This window comes from Pseudomonas sp. TH04 (assembly GCF_016651355.1).
GTDB lineage: Bacteria > Pseudomonadota > Gammaproteobacteria > Pseudomonadales > Pseudomonadaceae > Aquipseudomonas > Aquipseudomonas fluorescens.
The window spans coordinates 6,066,266-6,083,727 of the sequence record NZ_JAEKEA010000001.1 but is presented as its reverse complement, the minus strand read 5'-3'; the positions used below and the strand labels follow the sequence as shown (position 1 = coordinate 6,083,727).

General features: G+C 58.6%; 15 protein-coding genes. 12 read left to right on the top strand and 3 right to left on the bottom strand.

Annotated features, from left to right (window positions below):
- Positions 1-53 precede the first annotated feature (53 nt).
- Together clpA and clpS are read right to left on the bottom strand one after the other, a co-directional pair.
- Entirely contained in the window at positions 54-2,324 is a 2,271-nt protein-coding gene (gene clpA, locus JFT85_RS27460; protein ID WP_053256828.1) for an ATP-dependent Clp protease ATP-binding subunit ClpA, read from the bottom strand.
- A gap of 29 nt (positions 2,325-2,353) precedes the next feature.
- The gene (gene clpS / locus JFT85_RS27455) at positions 2,354-2,722 is read right to left on the bottom strand and encodes an ATP-dependent Clp protease adapter ClpS (RefSeq protein ID WP_053256829.1); all 369 of its coding nucleotides are present in this window, start codon (positions 2,720-2,722) and stop codon (positions 2,354-2,356) included.
- 223 nt (positions 2,723-2,945) lie between these two features.
- Here clpS and cspD point away from each other — a divergent pair, with 223 nt between their 5' ends.
- Positions 2,946-3,227 carry a cold shock domain-containing protein CspD gene (gene cspD / locus JFT85_RS27450; RefSeq protein ID WP_053256830.1) on the top strand — a complete coding sequence of 94 codons (282 nt, stop codon included), beginning with the start codon at positions 2,946-2,948 and terminating at the stop codon, positions 3,225-3,227.
- A gap of 84 nt (positions 3,228-3,311) precedes the next feature.
- Here cspD and icd read toward each other — a convergent pair whose 3' ends face one another.
- Positions 3,312-4,568, bottom strand: a complete 1,257-nt coding sequence (icd, locus tag JFT85_RS27445) for an NADP-dependent isocitrate dehydrogenase (RefSeq protein ID WP_053256831.1) — start codon at positions 4,566-4,568, stop codon at positions 3,312-3,314.
- Between the two features lie 493 nt (positions 4,569-5,061).
- On the opposite strand from icd, the gene JFT85_RS27440 reads away from it, so the two are divergent.
- The 11 genes from JFT85_RS27440 to JFT85_RS27390 all read left to right on the top strand — a co-directional run bounded on the left by JFT85_RS27440 (position 5,062) and on the right by JFT85_RS27390 (position 17,461).
- Complete coding sequence (locus tag JFT85_RS27440) at positions 5,062-7,287, top strand: NADP-dependent isocitrate dehydrogenase (protein ID WP_078826793.1); 2,226 nt, start codon at positions 5,062-5,064, stop codon at positions 7,285-7,287.
- 228 nt (positions 7,288-7,515) lie between these two features.
- Complete coding sequence (locus JFT85_RS27435; protein WP_053256833.1) at positions 7,516-7,962, top strand: NUDIX hydrolase; 447 nt, start codon at positions 7,516-7,518, stop codon at positions 7,960-7,962.
- A gap of 59 nt (positions 7,963-8,021) precedes the next feature.
- The gene (mnmA, locus tag JFT85_RS27430) at positions 8,022-9,146 is read left to right on the top strand and encodes a tRNA 2-thiouridine(34) synthase MnmA (RefSeq protein WP_069552853.1); all 1,125 of its coding nucleotides are present in this window, start codon (positions 8,022-8,024) and stop codon (positions 9,144-9,146) included.
- A complete protein-coding gene (gene hflD, locus JFT85_RS27425) occupies positions 9,143-9,766 on the top strand; it encodes a high frequency lysogenization protein HflD (protein ID WP_016969254.1) in 624 nt (207 codons plus the stop codon). Before mnmA ends, hflD begins: the two co-directional genes overlap by 4 nt.
- 125 nt (positions 9,767-9,891) lie before the next feature.
- Complete coding sequence (gene purB / locus JFT85_RS27420) at positions 9,892-11,262, top strand: adenylosuccinate lyase (protein WP_069552852.1); 1,371 nt, start codon at positions 9,892-9,894, stop codon at positions 11,260-11,262.
- An 85-nt stretch (positions 11,263-11,347) separates the two neighbouring features.
- Positions 11,348-12,514 (top strand): ribosomal protein uL16 3-hydroxylase, encoded by a 1,167-nt coding sequence (locus JFT85_RS27415; protein ID WP_053256836.1) that lies wholly within the window; start codon positions 11,348-11,350, stop codon positions 12,512-12,514.
- Complete coding sequence (locus JFT85_RS27410; RefSeq protein WP_053256837.1) at positions 12,507-12,929, top strand: GNAT family N-acetyltransferase; 423 nt, start codon at positions 12,507-12,509, stop codon at positions 12,927-12,929. The genes JFT85_RS27415 and JFT85_RS27410 overlap by 8 nt, the downstream gene beginning before the upstream one ends.
- 212 nt (positions 12,930-13,141) lie before the next feature.
- A complete protein-coding gene (locus JFT85_RS27405) occupies positions 13,142-13,879 on the top strand; it encodes a secretin N-terminal domain-containing protein (protein WP_053256838.1) in 738 nt (245 codons plus the stop codon).
- Positions 13,880-14,381: 502 nt separating this feature from the next.
- On the top strand, positions 14,382-15,707 hold the full coding sequence (gene aceA / locus JFT85_RS27400; RefSeq protein ID WP_053256839.1) for an isocitrate lyase: 1,326 nt from the start codon (positions 14,382-14,384) through the stop codon (positions 15,705-15,707).
- A gap of 655 nt (positions 15,708-16,362) precedes the next feature.
- Positions 16,363-16,776 (top strand): NADH-quinone oxidoreductase subunit A, encoded by a 414-nt coding sequence (locus tag JFT85_RS27395; RefSeq protein ID WP_003219575.1) that lies wholly within the window; start codon positions 16,363-16,365, stop codon positions 16,774-16,776.
- 10 nt (positions 16,777-16,786) lie between these two features.
- Entirely contained in the window at positions 16,787-17,461 is a 675-nt protein-coding gene (locus JFT85_RS27390; RefSeq protein ID WP_012724951.1) for a NuoB/complex I 20 kDa subunit family protein, read from the top strand.
- The last annotated feature ends 1 nt before the right edge of the window (position 17,462 follow it).

Below are 17,462 nucleotides of genomic sequence, written 5' to 3'. Positions count from 1 at the left end.
GAGACAGCAAAAAGGCGCCTTTCGGCGCCTTTTTGCTGTGTTGCAGTCAGCTATCAGGCCATCTCGGCCGTGGTTTCGAACTCGAAGGTCAACTCGCCATCCTTCAAGTCGATGTGCACCACACCGCCATGGTCGGAAAGCTCGCCGAACAGGATCTCTTCGGCCAGTGGCCGCTTGATCTTGTCCTGGATCAGACGCGCCATTGGGCGAGCGCCCATTGCCGAATCGTAGCCACCCTGCGCAAGCCAATTGCGCGCTGCGTCCGTCACGTCCAGCTGCACGCGCTTGTCTTCCAGCTGCGCCTGAAGCTCGGTAAGGAACTTGTCCACCACGCTTTTGATAACCTCATGGCTGAGGCGACCAAACTGGATAATGGTGTCCAGACGGTTGCGGAATTCCGGCGTGAAGCTCTTCTTGATCACTTCCATCGCATCCGAAGAGTGATCCTGATGCGTAAAGCCGATAGAGGCTCGCGCAGCGGTTTCAGCACCGGCGTTGGTGGTCATGATCACGATGACGTTGCGGAAGTCCGCCTTGCGCCCGTTGTTGTCGGTCAGGGTCCCGTGGTCCATGACCTGCAGCAGCAGGTTGAAGACTTCCGGGTGGGCCTTCTCGATTTCATCGAGCAGCAATACGCAATGCGGTTGCTTGGTGATCGCTTCGGTCAGCAGACCGCCCTGGTCGAACCCGACATAGCCTGGAGGCGCACCGATCAGGCGCGACACGGTGTGGCGCTCCATGTATTCGGACATGTCGAAGCGCACCAGCTCGATCCCCATGGCCTTGGCCAACTGCCGCGCCGCTTCGGTCTTGCCGACGCCGGTAGGGCCTGCAAACAGGAACGAACCGACCGGCTTGTCCGGCGACTTGAGGCCCGCACGCGACAACTTGATCGCCGTGGACAGCGCGTCGATGGCCGCATCCTGTCCGAACACGGTCAGCTTGAGGTCACGCTCCAGATTACGCAGCAGCTCCTTGTCGGAACTGTTGACGTGCTTAGGCGGAATCCGCGCGATCTTCGCCACGATGTCCTCGACTTGAGGCACGTCGATGCGCTTCACGCGTTTCTCGACCGGCTGCAGGCGCTGGTAGGCCCCTGCTTCGTCGATCACGTCGATCGCCTTGTCCGGCATGTGGCGATCATTGATGTAGCGCGACGCCAGCTCAGCGGCCGCGCGCAACGCTTCATCGGTGTACTCGATGCCATGGTGCGCCTCAAAACGCCCCTTGAGCCCGCGCAGGATGCCGATGGTGTCTTCAACCGAAGGCTCGGAGACGTCGACTTTCTGGAAACGACGCGCCAGGGCACGGTCTTTTTCGAAGATCCCGCGAAATTCCTGGAACGTGGTCGAGCCAATGCAGCGGATATCACCCGACGACAACAACGGCTTCAGTAGATTCGAGGCATCCATCACCCCACCGGATGCCGCGCCGGCACCAATGATGGTGTGGATCTCGTCGATAAACAGGATCGCTTGCGGGCGTTTTTTCAGCTCACCGAGCAGCGCCTTGAAGCGCTTCTCGAAATCGCCACGGTACTTGGTCCCGGCGAGCAACGCCCCGAGATCAAGGGAGTAGACGACGCTGTTGGCCAGCAAGTCAGGCACCTGGTTATCAACAATGCGCTTGGCCAGGCCTTCGGCGATTGCGGTTTTACCCACGCCTGCCTCACCCACCAGCAACGGATTGTTTTTGCGACGACGAGCGAGGATCTGCGCTACACGCTCGACCTCAAGCTCACGCCCCACCAGCGGATCGATCCGCCCCTGGCGCGCCAATTCGTTAAGGTTGCTGGCATAGGCATCCAGTGGATTACCCGAAGAGGAAGACTCACCACCCTCGTCATCCTGCATATCCTGCTCACCCTCGGAATGATCGCCGTGCCCTGGCACTTTGGAGATACCGTGGGCGATGTAGTTGACGACATCAATACGGGCAACGCTCTGCTGTTTAAGCAGGAACACTGCCTGACTTTCCTGTTCGCTGAAAATCGCCACAAGCACGTTGGCGCCTGTGACTTCACGCTTACCGGAGCTCTGTACGTGGAACACAGCACGCTGCAACACCCGCTGAAAGCCCAGCGTCGGCTGAGTCTCACGGTCCTCGTCATGCACGGGGATCAGTGGCGTGGTGGAGTCGATAAACTCCTGCAGGTCATGCTTGAGTTTGTCGAGGTTGGCGCCGCACGCACGCAGAACGGTGGCGGCAGCTTCGTTATCCAAAAGTGCCAGCAGCAGGTGTTCGACGGTCATGAATTCATGACGCTTCGAACGAGCCTCCTTGAAGGCAAGATTGAGGGTGACTTCGAGCTCGCGGTTTAACATAGCTTCACCTCATACCCAAGTGGTCGGCGTTAACCGTCCTTCTCGATTTCACAGAGTAGCGGATGCTGGCTTTCCCTGGCGTACTGGTTGACCTGCATGGCCTTTGTCTCGGCGATGTCGCGGGTAAACACTCCACATACTGCCCGTCCTTCTGTGTGAACGGCCAGCATTACCTTGGTCGCCAACTCGCGGTTCAGGTTAAAAAACACCTCGAGCACTTCGACCACGAAATCCATCGGTGTGTAGTCATCATTGAACAAAACCACCTTGTACATCGGCGGCGCCTGTAGAGCAGGCTTAGCCTCCTGAACAGCAATGCCTGCAGAACCGTCGTCATCGTGTTCCTGATCCGGGCGATCCTGATTGAATGTTAGTCGAATCTGGCTGATTGCATGCATGGAAAGAAAGGTTCGTCAGTGGTTCAAATACAGTGGTGGGGGCGACCTGCCGGAATTTCAACTCTGACTATACGGTCGCCTTGACTATCGGCGAAACGGTGTTACAACCAATAGAGCCCACAGTGGGTAAAAAAGGTCCGCGCAGTCAACCTTATTTATTCGGGTTAGGACGGATAAACTGGATGATACTCCAGTGATGGAGTCTGGTGCAGAGGGATATGGTATGTCTGGCGTCAAGATCAATGGCAAGGTCAAATGGTTCAATAATGCCAAAGGGTACGGGTTCATTAACGCGGAAGGGAAACCCGACGAAGATCTTTTTGCGCATTACTCGGCAATTACCATGGATGGATACAAGACGCTGAAAGCAGGCCAAGCAGTCAGTTTTGAAACGATCGAAGGACCGAAAGGACTGCACGCAGTGAACATCGATACAGTGAACGCCGTAGTACACGAAAAACCCGCAACCCCAGCTGCTAAAAAAGAAAAGAAAGTCGTGGCCTGATCCGCCACTGAACCAGCAGGTTGCAATAAAAAACCGGCCATCTCAAACCATTAGAGATGGCCGGTTTTTTTTATTGCCCGCTGTTTACATGTGTGAGATCAGCGCATCGCCGAAGCCCGAAGACGACACCAGCTTGGCGCCCTCCATCAAGCGCTCGAAGTCATAGGTCACGGTCTTGGCCGAAATAGCGCCATTGGTGCCCTTGATAATCAAGTCAGCCGCCTCCGTCCACCCCATGTGCCGCAGCATCATTTCTGCCGACAGAATCAATGAACCGGGGTTGACCTGGTCTTTGCCTGCGTATTTTGGCGCCGTGCCGTGGGTGGCTTCAAACATCGCCACGGTGTCCGAGAGGTTGGCCCCCGGGGCAATCCCGATGCCGCCCACTTCCGCCGCCAAGGCGTCCGAGAGGTAGTCGCCGTTCAGGTTGAGGGTCGCGATTACATCGTATTCGGCCGGACGCAACAGGATCTGCTGGAGCATTGCATCGGCAATCGCATCCTTGACCACCACATTCTTGCCGGTTTTCGGGTTTTTGAACTGCATCCACGGGCCGCCGTCGAGCAGTGTCGCCCCGAACTCTTCAGCCGCCACCTCGTAGGCCCACTCCTTGAAGGCACCTTCGGTGAACTTCATGATGTTGCCTTTGTGCACGATCGTCAGCGAGTCGCGGTCGTTATCCACGACATACTGCAGGGCTTTGCGCGCCAGACGCTTGGTACCTTCCAGGGACACTGGCTTGATGCCAATGCCGCAATCCTGATCGAAACGAATCTTGGTGACGCCCATCTCTTCCTTCAGGAACTTGATCACCTTGATCGCTTCCGGCGAACCGGCCTTCCACTCGATGCCGGCGTAAATATCCTCGGAGTTCTCACGAAAGATGGTCATGTCGACATCGCCAGGCTTCTTGACCGGGCTGGGCACGCCTTCGAACCAACGCACCGGGCGCAGACACACATACAGGTCGAGCTGTTGACGCAGGGCCACGTTCAACGAACGAATGCCGCCGCCAACCGGCGTGGTCAGCGGACCCTTGATGGAAACCACGTAATCTCTGACCGCATCCAGGGTTTCCTGGGGCAGCCAGGTGTCCTGGTCGTAAACTTGAGTGGCCTTCTCGCCCGCATAAACCTCCATCCAGGAGATTTTGCGCTTGCCGCCATAAGCCTTTTCAACAGCTGCGTCGACCACCTTGATCATCACCGGGCTGATGTCGACGCCAATACCGTCGCCTTCTATATAAGGGATGATCGGTTGGTCAGGAACATTGAGAGAATGGTCTGCATTGACGGTGATTTTGTCGCCGACTGCCGGAACCTGAATCTTCTTGTATCCCATGCTGAACTCCATCTATGGATTGAACATCTGGCTGCGTTCGAGCCTACTCCAGATAAATGGCGACTGAAACCTCGCGCCATCCTCATTTGCATCGAAAACAGCATATTTGGTCGCCTACAAGCCTGAAAGCAAAGGCAAAATCGCCAATCTTGAGCACATCGTGCGACTTTGGTCGCAGTCTGGGCCCTGCGACCTTTAGACCAATGGACGACTCACCTTTTGTATGAAGGCTCGGCGTAAGCATAGCGACCTATGTATAATGCCGCCGCTGACCCAAGAGTCACGACAGCTGACCGCTCTAGACAGTAGCCTTCAGCCAGAAAGCAGGACTATTACAATAGTCCACCCGCTTGACGCTCGACTGATGCAACCCAACATCACCGCGAAGAAACCTCGACATTTCGCTCATGGATGACTTTGAACGAACGCGCTCCACCCGGCGCATCTCGAGTTTCTGCGCACGCTTTCAGCAAAGAAGAGAGTTAATCCGAATATGCCCACCCGCTCGAAGATCATCTACACCTTCACCGACGAAGCCCCAGCCCTCGCCACCTATTCACTGCTGCCTATCGTAGAGGCCTTCACCGCTTCCGCTGATATTGCTGTGGAAACCCGCGACATCTCCCTCGCCGCGCGCATCCTCGCAAGCTTCCCCGAGCAACTGGGTACCCAGGCTATCCCGGACCACCTCGCCGAACTGGGCGACCTGGCCGTTACACCTGAAGCCAACATCATCAAGCTGCCTAACATCAGCGCCTCGACCCCTCAGCTGCAAGCTGCGATCAAGGAACTGCAGGCCCAGGGCTACGCCCTGCCGGACTACCCGGAAACCGTAACCACCGACGCGGAAAAAGAAACCCGTGCACGTTACGACAAGGTCAAGGGCAGCGCCGTGAACCCGGTCCTGCGCGAAGGCAACTCCGACCGCCGCGCACCGCTGTCGGTCAAGAACTACGCCCGCAAGCACCCGCACAAAATGGGCGCCTGGGCTGCGGACTCCAAATCGCACGTCGCTCACATGAGCAACGGCGACTTCTACGGCAGCGAAAAAGCCGTACAGATCGAAGCCGCTGACGCTGTGAAGATCGAGCTGGTCGCCAAAGACGGCACCGCGACCGTTCTGAAAGAGAAGACCTCGGTACAAGCCGGCGAAATCATCGACACGGCCGTGCTGAGCAAGAAAGCCCTGCGCAGCTTCATCGCCGCTGAAATCGAAGACGCCAAGAAACAAGGCGTGCTGCTGTCGGTTCACCTGAAAGCCACCATGATGAAGGTTTCCGACCCGATCATGTTCGGCCAGATTGTTGCCGAGTTCTATAAAGATGCCCTGGCCAAGCACGCTGCCGTGCTGGAGCAGATCGGCTTCAACCTGAACAACGGCATCGGCGACCTGTACGCTCGCATCAAGGCATTGCCTGCCGATCAGCAAGCGCAGATCGAAGCTGACATTCAGGCGGTCTACGCCGCTCGCCCTTCCCTGGCGATGGTCAACTCCGACAAAGGCATCACCAACCTGCACGTGCCGAGCGACGTGATCGTCGACGCCTCGATGCCGGCCATGATCCGTGACTCCGGCAAAATGTGGGGCACCGACGGCCAGCTGCACGACACCAAGGCGGTGATCCCGGATCGCTGCTACGCCACCATCTACCAAGCCGTCATCGAAGACTGCAAGGCGCATGGCGCTTTCGACCCAACCACCATGGGCAGCGTGCCAAACGTTGGCCTGATGGCGAAGAAAGCCGAAGAGTACGGCTCCCACGACAAGACCTTCCAGATCAAGGCTGACGGCGTCGTCCGCGTCACCGACAGCAAGGGCACCCTGCTGATGGAACAGGCTGTTGAAGCCGGCGACATCTTCCGCATGTGCCAGACCAAAGACGCGCCGATCCAGGACTGGGTCAAACTGGCCGTCAACCGTGCCCGCGCCAGCAACACCCCAGCGATTTTCTGGCTGGACCCACAGCGCGCGCACGACGGCGTCGTGGTTGAGAAAGTTCAGGCTTACCTGAAAGACCACAACACCGAAGGCCTGGACATCCGCATCATGTCGCCGGTCGACGCGATGAAGTTCACCCTGGAGCGTACCCGCAAGGGCCAGGACACCATCTCGGTGACCGGCAACGTACTGCGCGACTACCTGACTGACCTGTTCCCGATCATGGAACTAGGCACCAGCGCCAAGATGCTGTCGATCGTACCGCTGATGAACGGTGGCGGCCTGTTCGAAACCGGCGCCGGCGGTTCGGCTCCAAAGCACGTGCAACAGCTGGTGGAAGAGAACTTCCTGCGCTGGGATTCCCTGGGCGAGTTCCTGGCCCTGGCCGCTTCCCTTGAGCATTTGGGTGTGACTTACAACAACCCGAAAGCCCTGGTGCTGTCCAAGACCCTGGACCAGGCCACCGGCCAGTTCCTCGACAACAACAAGTCGCCATCGCGCAAAGTCGGCAACATCGACAACCGCGGCAGCCACTTCTACCTGGCGCTGTACTGGGCTCAAGCCCTGGCCGCCCAGACCGAAGACACTGCACTGCAAGCGCAGTTCGGCGAACTGGCTAAAACCCTGAGCGAAAACGAGGCGACGATCGTTGCCGAGCTGAACGCCGTACAGGGCAAGCCAGTGGACATCGGCGGCTACTACGCGCCGAACCCGGAGCTGACCAGCAAAGCCATGCGCCCAAGCACCACCCTCAACGCGGCCATTGCCAAGTTGAAGTAAGGTTGTAAGGATGCAAAGAAGCCCCGGCCCCGCGCCGGGGTTTCTGTTTCAGCACACTGCGGTTTTGCAGAACACACCGAATCAACATATGGGAGCCGGCTTGCTCGCGAATGCGCTGTGCCAGTCACCTGATGCATATCTGACCCATTGCATTCGCGAGCAAGCCCGCTCCCACACTGACTGCAACCCCGCCCAAAGACCGCACCGCATCATGAATCGAGGTTTTGAATGACCTGGCAACCCCACATCACCGTCGCCACCCTCGTCGAAGACAACGGCCGCTTCCTGATGGTCGAAGAACTCAAGGGCGGGCGCGCCGTGCTCAACCAGCCCGCCGGCCACCTGGACCCGAACGAAACCCTGACCGAAGCCGCCGTACGCGAGACCCTCGAAGAAACCGGCTGGGACGTCGAAGCTACCGGCATTGTCGGCATTTACCTGTACACCGCGCCCAGCAATGGTGTGACCTACCAGCGCGTGTGCTTCACCGCCAAGGCCCTCAAACACCACCCGGAGTATCAACTGGACGACGGCATCATCCGCGCCCGCTGGCTCACCCGTGACGAGCTGATGGCCGTGCGCGACGACTGGCGCAGCGAGCTGATCATCCGCTGTATCGATGATTATTTGGCCGGCCAGCGCCACAGTCTCGAATTGATCCGCCCTTCTCTTTAGCCTTGAGGGCTTGGGCCTGATAGAATCGCGTCCTTTTTCAAGACACCCGTTGAAACCCTATGCGTGATCCAGCCCCTTCTGACACACAAAAGAAGCGCGTCATCGTCGGCATGTCCGGCGGCGTGGATTCTTCCGTTTCCGCCGTTCTGCTCATGGAGCAGGGTTATGAGGTGGAAGGCCTGTTCATGAAGAACTGGGAAGAAGACGATGGAACGGAATATTGCACCGCCATGGACGACCTGGCGGACGCCCAGGCCGTGTGCGACAAGATAGGCATCAAGCTGCACACTGCTAACTTCGCAGCCGAGTACTGGGACAACGTGTTCGAGCACTTCCTGGCCGAATACAAGGCAGGTCGCACGCCGAACCCGGACATCCTGTGTAACCGCGAAATCAAGTTCAAGGCGTTCCTCGACTACGCCATGATCCTTGGCGCCGACCTGATCGCCACAGGCCACTACGTGCGCCGTCGCGACATCGAGGGTCACACCGAACTGCTTAAAGGCCTGGACCCGAACAAGGACCAGAGCTACTTCCTGCATGCCGTCGGCGGCGAACAGATCGCCAAGACCCTGTTCCCGGTCGGCGAGCTGGAAAAACCCGAAGTGCGCAGGATTGCCGAGAAACACGGCCTGGCCACCGCCAAGAAAAAGGACTCCACTGGGATCTGCTTTATCGGTGAGCGCCGTTTCAGTGATTTCCTCAAGCAGTACCTGCCGGCACAACCGGGCGAGATCAAGACGACGGAAGGCGACGTCATCGGCCGTCACCATGGCCTGATGTACCACACCATCGGTCAGCGCCAGGGCCTGGGTATCGGCGGCTTGAAAGACGCCGGCGAAGAGCCGTGGTACGTGCTGATCAAGGATCTGGAGCACAACGTGCTGATCGTCGGCCAGGGCAATGAACACCCACTGCTGTTCTCCGGCGCCCTGCTCGCTTCGGAGATCTATTGGGTCAACCCTGTCGACCTGAGCACTCCGCGCCGCCTGACCGCCAAAGTGCGCTATCGCCAGAGTGATCAGCCCTGCACCCTGGAAAAAACCGCCACCGGCTATCGTGCCACCTTTGATGACCCGCAACGCGCGGTCACCCCAGGCCAGTCCGTGGTGTTCTATGACGGCGAAATTTGCCTGGGCGGCGGCGTGATTGAAGTCGCCGAGCCCTGGAGCAACCCGGCATGAGCCCGACCCAGGAGCAATTGACGGCGCTTGGCGGGGTTTTCCTCGCTGCCGTGCTGGTCGACAAGATCGCCAAGACCGGCCAGGTCACCGAAGCCGGCCTGACCTGCATGCTCGGCAGCTTGCTGATCCGCGATCCCAAGGACACCCTGGAAGTCTATGGCGGTGACGATTTGGCGCTGCGCGAAGGTTATCGCGCGCTGATCGGCGCGCTGGAGCGCGACCCGAGCACCTTGCAGCGCGAGCCATTGCGCTATGCGCTGTCGATGCTCGGCCTTGAACGCCAACTGGCCAAACGCGAAGACATGCTGGAAACCATCGGCAAACGCCTGCCGCAGATTCAGTCCCAGGTGGAACACTTCGGCCCGGCCCACGAAAACGTGATTGCCGCTTGCGGCGCGCTGTATCAGGACACCTTGAGCACCTTGCGCCAGCGAATCCAGGTACACGGCGACATGCGCAACCTGCAGCAACCCAATAACGCCTCGAAAATCCGCGCCCTGCTCCTGGCCGGTATTCGCTCGGCACGGTTGTGGCGGCAGTTGGGCGGCCATCGCTGGCAACTGGTGATCAGTCGTCGCAAATTGCTCAAAGAGCTTTACCCGTTGATGCGCAACGAATAAGTCGCACCGACAGGCCATTTTCAAGCCGTTACGCGTAATACGCCGGTCAGTTGGCAACGGACCGGCGGATTTTTTCATGTATGATACGCGCCCCATTTCGTTGCCCGACTGTCCGAGAACACCCCATGCAGCTCTCTTCGCTCACTGCGGTTTCCCCTGTTGACGGCCGCTACGCCGGCAAAACCCAGGCCCTGCGCCCTATTTTCAGCGAATACGGCTTGATCCGTGCTCGTGTTCTGGTTGAAGTGCGCTGGCTCCAGCGCCTGGCCGCTCACCCCGCCATCAGCGAAGTGCCGGCGTTTTCCGCCGAAGCCAACGCTGTACTGAACACCCTGGCGGAAAACTTCTCTCTGGAGCACGCCGAGCGTGTGAAAGAGATCGAGCGCACCACCAACCACGACGTTAAAGCCATTGAGTACCTGCTCAAAGAGCAAGCAGCCAAGCTGCCGGAACTGGCCCAGGTCAGCGAGTTCATCCACTTTGCCTGCACCAGCGAGGACATCAACAACCTGTCCCACGCCCTGATGCTGCGCGAAGGCCGTGATGACGTGATGCTGCCGCTGATGCGCCAGACCGCCAACGCCATCCGCGAACTGGCCATCCGTTTCGCCGACGTGCCGATGCTGTCGCGCACCCATGGTCAGCCGGCCTCGCCGACCACCCTGGGCAAAGAGCTGGCGAACGTGGTGTACCGCCTTGAGCGCCAGATCGCTCAAGTCGCCGCCGTGCCACTGCTGGGCAAGATCAACGGTGCCGTAGGCAACTACAACGCGCACCTGTCGGCCTACCCTGAAATCGACTGGGAAGAAAACGCCCGCGCCTTCATCGAAGACGAGCTGGGCCTGGGTTTCAACCCGTACACCACTCAGATCGAACCGCACGACTACATCGCCGAACTGTTCGACGCCATTGCGCGCTTCAACACCATCCTGATCGACTTCGATCGCGATATCTGGGGCTACATCTCTCTGGGCTACTTCAAGCAGCGCACCATTGCCGGTGAAATCGGCTCGTCGACCATGCCGCACAAGGTCAACCCGATCGACTTCGAAAACTCCGAAGGCAACCTCGGTATCGCCAACGCGCTGTTCCAGCACCTGGCCAGCAAGTTGCCGATTTCCCGCTGGCAGCGCGACCTGACCGACTCCACCGTACTGCGCAACCTCGGCGTAGGCTTCGCCCACAGCGTGATCGCGTACGAAGCCAGCCTCAAAGGCATCAGCAAACTGGAACTCAACGCGCAGAAAATCGCCGCTGACCTGGATGCCTGCTGGGAAGTATTGGCCGAGCCGATCCAGACCGTGATGCGCCGCTACAACATCGAAAACCCTTACGAAAAGCTCAAAGAGTTGACGCGCGGCAAGGGCATCACTGCCGACGCGCTGCAAACTTTCATCGACGGCCTGGACATGCCAGCCGCCGCCAAGGCCGAGCTGAAATTGCTCACCCCGGCCAACTACATCGGCAATGCGGTGGCCCAAGCCAAGCGCATCTGATTTAGCGCAAGCCCTCTTGAGACGCCCGGCCGCGCCGGGCGTTTTTATTCCTGTCTTAAAAGTGCTTTTTTTCAATAGGTTACACATGAATCCTGATATTCCTCTTCAACTTCTGGGCGGCATCACGGCACGCGAATTCCTGCGCGACTACTGGCAGAAAAAACCGCTGCTGATCCGCCAGGCCATCCCTGATTTCGAAAGCCCGATCGATGCCGACGAACTGGCCGGCCTGGCCCTGGAAGAAGAAGTCGAATCGCGCCTGGTGATCGAGCACGGCGAGCGCCCATGGGAGCTGCGCCGCGGGCCTTTCGCCGAAGACGCCTTCAGCACCCTGCCCGAGCGCGAGTGGACGCTGCTGGTGCAGGCTGTCGACCAGTTCGTGCCGGAAGTGGCCGAGCTGCTGGAGCACTTCCGCTTCCTGCCAAGCTGGCGTATCGACGACGTGATGATCAGCTTTGCCGCACCCGGCGGCAGCGTCGGCCCGCACTTCGATAACTACGACGTGTTCCTGCTGCAGGCCCAAGGCAAGCGCAACTGGAAAATCGGCCAGATGTGCAACTCCGAAAGCCCGCTGCTGCAGCACGCTGACCTGCGCATCCTCGCCGAATTCGAACAAAGCGAAGAATGGGTGCTGGAACCGGGCGACATGCTCTACCTGCCGCCGCGCCTGGCGCACTTCGGCATCGCTGAAGATGACTGCATGACCTACTCGGTCGGCTTCCGCGCACCGAGCGCCGCTGAAGTCCTGACCCACTTCACCGACTTCCTCAGCCAATACCTGACGGACGAAGAGCGTTACACCGACGCCGACGCCCAACCGGTCAGCGACCCGCACCAGATTCAAGGCGATGCACTTGACCGCCTGAAAAGCCTTCTGGCCGAGCACATGAGCGACGAGCGCATGCTGCTGACCTGGTTCGGCCAGTTCATGACCGAGCCACGCTACCCGGAAATGGTCGCAGGCGAAGAGTTGGTCGAAGAAGACTTTATCGCCAGCCTGGAAGACGGCGCGATTTTAGTCCGCAACCCAAGCGCCCGCATGGCGTGGTCGGAAGTGGACGATGATGTCTTGCTGTTCGCCAGCGGCCAGAGCCGTTACCTGCCAGGCAAACTGCGCGAGCTGTTGAAGCTGATCTGCTCGGCCGACGCCCTGCACAGCGAAAATCTTGGTACATGGCTCGCAGACGAAGACGGTCGCGACCTGCTGTGCGAATTGGTCAAGCAAGGAAGCCTGGGATTTGCCGATGAATAAGATTCACGTAAGTGTCGCGGACTGGCAAAAGGATATCGCTGAGATTCGGCGCATTCGTGAAGCGGTATTCATCGCTGAACAATCGGTTCCACCTGAGCTTGAATGGGACGCAGACGACGCTGACGCCGTGCATTTTCTCGCCTTTGAAGGTGACTTTCCGATTGGCACCGCGCGCCTGCTGCCCAGCGGCGAAATCGGCCGCGTATCGGTGCTTAAGGACTGGCGCGGGCTGAAGGTCGGCGACAAGCTGATGGAAGCCGTGATTGGCATGGCCGAGCAACGTGGCCAGACCAAGCAGTTCCTCAGTGCGCAGGTGTATGCGGCGCCGTTTTATGAGCGACTGGGCTTCAAGATTGTCAGTGATGAGTTCCTGGAAGTCGGGATTCCACATGTCGATATGGTGCGCGAGGGCTGATTCGAGACCGAGTCGCCCTTATCGCAGGCAAGCCAGCTGCCACATTTGGAATGCATTCCCCTGTCGGAGCTGGCTTGCCTGCGATAGCGTCATCAGCAATACCCAAAATGCCCTGCCTGCCAGGGCATTTTGCCGTCTACGATTCAACTTGCGACCTGCCAGGCCGACAAACTGGCACTATCAAGCTTAAATGACTCGCAGAGATAACGGACATGTCCCTACGCACCCTGCTCACCGCTCTCCTCCTGACCGCCAGCGTCTCAGCAATGGCTGACACCGAAGTCGTCAACCTGAGCAATCGCACCAGCGCTGATTTACTGCCCGTGGCGCAGAATTTCATCGGCAAGGACGGCACCGTCAGCGCCTACGGCAACCAGCTGATTGTCAAAGCCGACCCCGGCAAGATCCAGGACCTGCGCGCATTGCTCGCCCAACTCGACACACCCGCCAAGCGCCTGCTGATCACCGTCGACAGCAACGAAAACAATCAGCAGAACACCGGCGACAGCCAGACGCGCATCATCAGTTACGGCACCGCCAGCCGCGATGGAGGCATCCAGCAGATCCAGGCCAGCGAAGGAGTGCCCGCGCTGATCCAGGTGGGCCAGAGCGTGCCACTGACAACGACCCAGCCAGACGCCTATGGCCGCCCGCAAAACCAGACCCAGTATCGCAACGTGACCCAAGGTTTTTACGTCACCGCCAGCGTCACTGGCGAGACCGTACACCTGGCCATCAGTACCAACCGTGACCGTATGAGCCAGGAACGTCCCGATGTAGTGAACGTACAGAGTACCGACACAACCGTCAGCGGGCGCCTGGGTGAATGGATCTCGCTGGCAGGCATCAACCGTGAGACTCAGGCCGACAAATCCTCTACAACCCGCAGCTACTCTACTCAGGGACGCGATGACCTGACTTTGCGGGTCAAGGTCGACACCTTGAACTGAAGCACCGAAAACTGACTGGCGAGTCGTATTAGACTAAAGATGTAGTGCTATAAAAAAAGCACTACAAAACGTTTGACGATCCAAAAAAGCATGGGCATGATGGCCTCGCTCCCGCTAATCAGGGGCCCTGGCAAGGGCCTTCGGATCGTCGCTCTAAGCTACCCATCTGAGCCGATTCGTGTCTGTACCGCCCACAAGGTGTGTTTGACGAGGTTGCGACTGGAACGAAGTTGTCCCGAGGGACGGAAGCTAACCAGGTAACCCGGCTACACACTGATGGATCGTACAAAGGCCCACGACGCCCGAAGACTGTTCGCAGTTCGCCCTTACCTGCCCAACTCCCCTCTCGCTACTCGTTCATCCCGTCGCCTTCCCCGCCGAACCTGACTTGACCGCCTAAGCTTCTGGTCAGCGAGCGCCACGCCTGTGCAGTGAATGCAGGGCTGGCAAACGGATCTTTCCACACTGTTTTTCCACACGAAGACGCGACGAGGTTTTTCCCATGGCACTGACACGCGAACAGCAAATTGCAGCCCTTGAAAAAGACTGGGCTGAAAACCCACGCTGGAAAGGCGTGACCCGCGCTTATTCCGCTGCTGACGTCGTCCGCCTGCGTGGCTCGGTTCAACCAGAGCACACCTTTGCAAAACTCGGCGCCGAGAAGCTGTGGAACCTGGTAACCCAAGGTGCCAAGCCGTCCTTCCGTCCCGACAAAGATTTCGTCAACTGCATGGGCGCCCTGACCGGTGGCCAGGCAGTCCAACAGGTGAAAGCCGGTATCCAGGCGATCTACCTGTCCGGCTGGCAAGTGGCAGCGGACAACAACTCCGCTGAATCCATGTACCCCGACCAGTCGCTGTACCCGGTGGACTCGGTGCCAACCGTGGTCAAGCGCATCAACAACTCGTTCCGTCGTGCCGACCAGATCCAGTGGAAAGCCGGTAAAGGCCCGGGCGATGAAGGCTACATCGACTACTTCGCACCGATCGTGGCGGATGCTGAAGCCGGTTTCGGCGGCGTACTGAACGCCTACGAGCTGATGAAAAGCATGATCGAGGCTGGCGCTGCCGGCGTGCACTTCGAAGACCAGCTGGCTTCGGTGAAAAAATGCGGGCACATGGGCGGCAAAGTGCTGGTGCCTACCCAGGAAGCCGTACAGAAGCTGACCGCTGCGCGCCTGGCCGCTGACGTGGCCGGCACCCCGACCATCATCCTGGCACGTACCGACGCCAACGCTGCTGACCTGCTGACGTCCGATTGCGACCCATACGACAAGCCATTCGTCACCGGCGAACGTACCCAGGAAGGCTTCTATAAAGTACGCGCCGGCCTCGACCAGGCCATCGCTCGCGGCCTGGCCTACGCGCCGTACGCCGACCTGATCTGGTGCGAAACCGCCAAGCCGGACCTCGACGAAGCGCGTCGTTTCGCCGAAGCGATCAAGAAGGAATACCCGGACCAACTGCTGTCCTACAACTGCTCGCCTTCTTTCAACTGGAAGAAGAACCTGGACGACGCGACCATCGCCAAATTCCAGCGCGAACTGTCGGCCATGGGCTACAAGCACCAGTTCATCACCCTGGCCGGCATTCACAACATGTGGCACAGCATGTTCAACCTGGCGCACGACTACGCCCGCAACGACATGACGGCCTACGTGAAGCTGCAGGAGCAGGAGTTCGCTGACGCGTCCAAAGGCTACACCTTCGTGGCGCACCAGCAGGAAGTGGGCACCGGCTACTTCGACGACATGACCACCGTGATCCAGGGCGGCACCTCGTCCGTGACCGCGCTGACCGGTTCGACCGAAGAAGAACAGTTCCACTGATCAACTGAGTACACGGCCATTGCGGGTTCACGGAAGACCTAACCGCAATGCCGCACGATCTGACGCCCCGACTGGTTCGGGGCGTTTTTTTTGGTGCGCAGAAAAGCCCTCGGACAGCACACGCATCAAAGGTGGGGGCTGGCTCGCCTGCGATAGCGGTCCGTCAGCGCCCTTTCACAGGCTGGCACACCCCTGTCGCGGGCAAGCCCGGCTCACACAGGGACTGGGCCGAACCTGAAGGCTTTGCGCAAAACATTGATCCAGAGCGGTATTTGCCTGAATAAAATCGGTTAAAAGATCCCTTCGAGCAACTAGCGGCAATCTAGCAAGTAACAGTAACTTCCCCCGCTACATCACGCGCACCCGCTTAACACCCACCCAAACAATAGTCATTATCATTTAGCCCATGAAAACTTCTTTACAGCTTAAACAAAACATATTTGATAAAAAGCCCGCTAATGCCCACCCCGCAAGGGCTGCAGCCCCACAAAGGTGCACTATGTGCTTATTCCATCGAATAATTTCGCTATAGGAATTTTACTTGCCCGGTGTTTAGCCATAAAATCACCGCGATTGATTGCAGTGCGACATATCGTCACTGCATCGTTACTTTTTCGAGCTCAGAGACCTTTGCTCTCTGTTAAGGATTTCCAGCATGACCGAAGCGACAGGACTCATGGCCCACAACTGGGGCTTTGCCATTTTCCTCCTCGGTGTTGTCGGCCTTTGTGCCTTCATGCTTGGTGTCTCCAGCCTCCTCGGGTCAAAAGCCTGGGGCCGCAGCAAAAATGAACCGTTCGAGTCCGGCATGCTGCCTACAGGTGGCGCCCGCTTGCGGCTCTCAGCCAAATTCTATCTGGTCGCGATGCTGTTCGTGATCTTCGATATCGAAGCCCTCTTTCTCTTTGCCTGGTCTGTGTCCGTCCGCGAAAGCGGCTGGACCGGATTCGTCGAAGCCCTCGTTTTCATAGCAATTCTGTTGGCAGGCCTTGTCTACCTATTTCGAGTGGGCGCCCTTGACTGGGCTCCGGAAGCTCGTCGTAAGCGGCAAGCGAAGCTGAAACAATGAGGCTTTGGCGATGCAATACAATCTCACCAGGATCGACCCGGATGCTCCTAACGATCAGTACCCTATCGGCGAACGGGAAACCGTTTCCGATCCGTTAGAAGATCAAGTCCACAAAAACATCTACATGGGCAAGCTGGAAGACGTGCTGAGTGGCGCGGTCAACTGGGGACGTAAGAACTCCCTGTGGCCGTACAACTTCGGTCTGTCCTGCTGCTACGTGGAAATGACCACCGCCTTCACGGCGCCCCACGACATCGCGCGCTTTGGCGCCGAAGTTATCCGGGCATCACCGCGTCAGGCGGATTTCATGGTTATCGCCGGAACCTGCTTTATCAAGATGGCGCCGATCATTCAGCGTCTCTACGAGCAAATGCTCGAACCGAAGTGGGTTATCTCCATGGGTTCGTGCGCCAACTCCGGTGGCATGTACGACATCTATTCCGTCGTTCAAGGGGTGGACAAGTTCCTGCCCGTGGACGTCTACGTGCCTGGCTGCCCGCCCCGCCCTGAAGCATTTCTGCAAGGCTTGATGCTGTTGCAGGAATCGATTGGCAAGGAGCGTCGCCCACTGTCCTGGGTTGTCGGAGATCAAGGCGTGTATCGCGCCGAGATGCCGTCACAAAAGGAACAGCGCCGCGAACAGCGAATCGCAGTCACCAACCTGCGCAGCCCCGACGAAGTCTGAT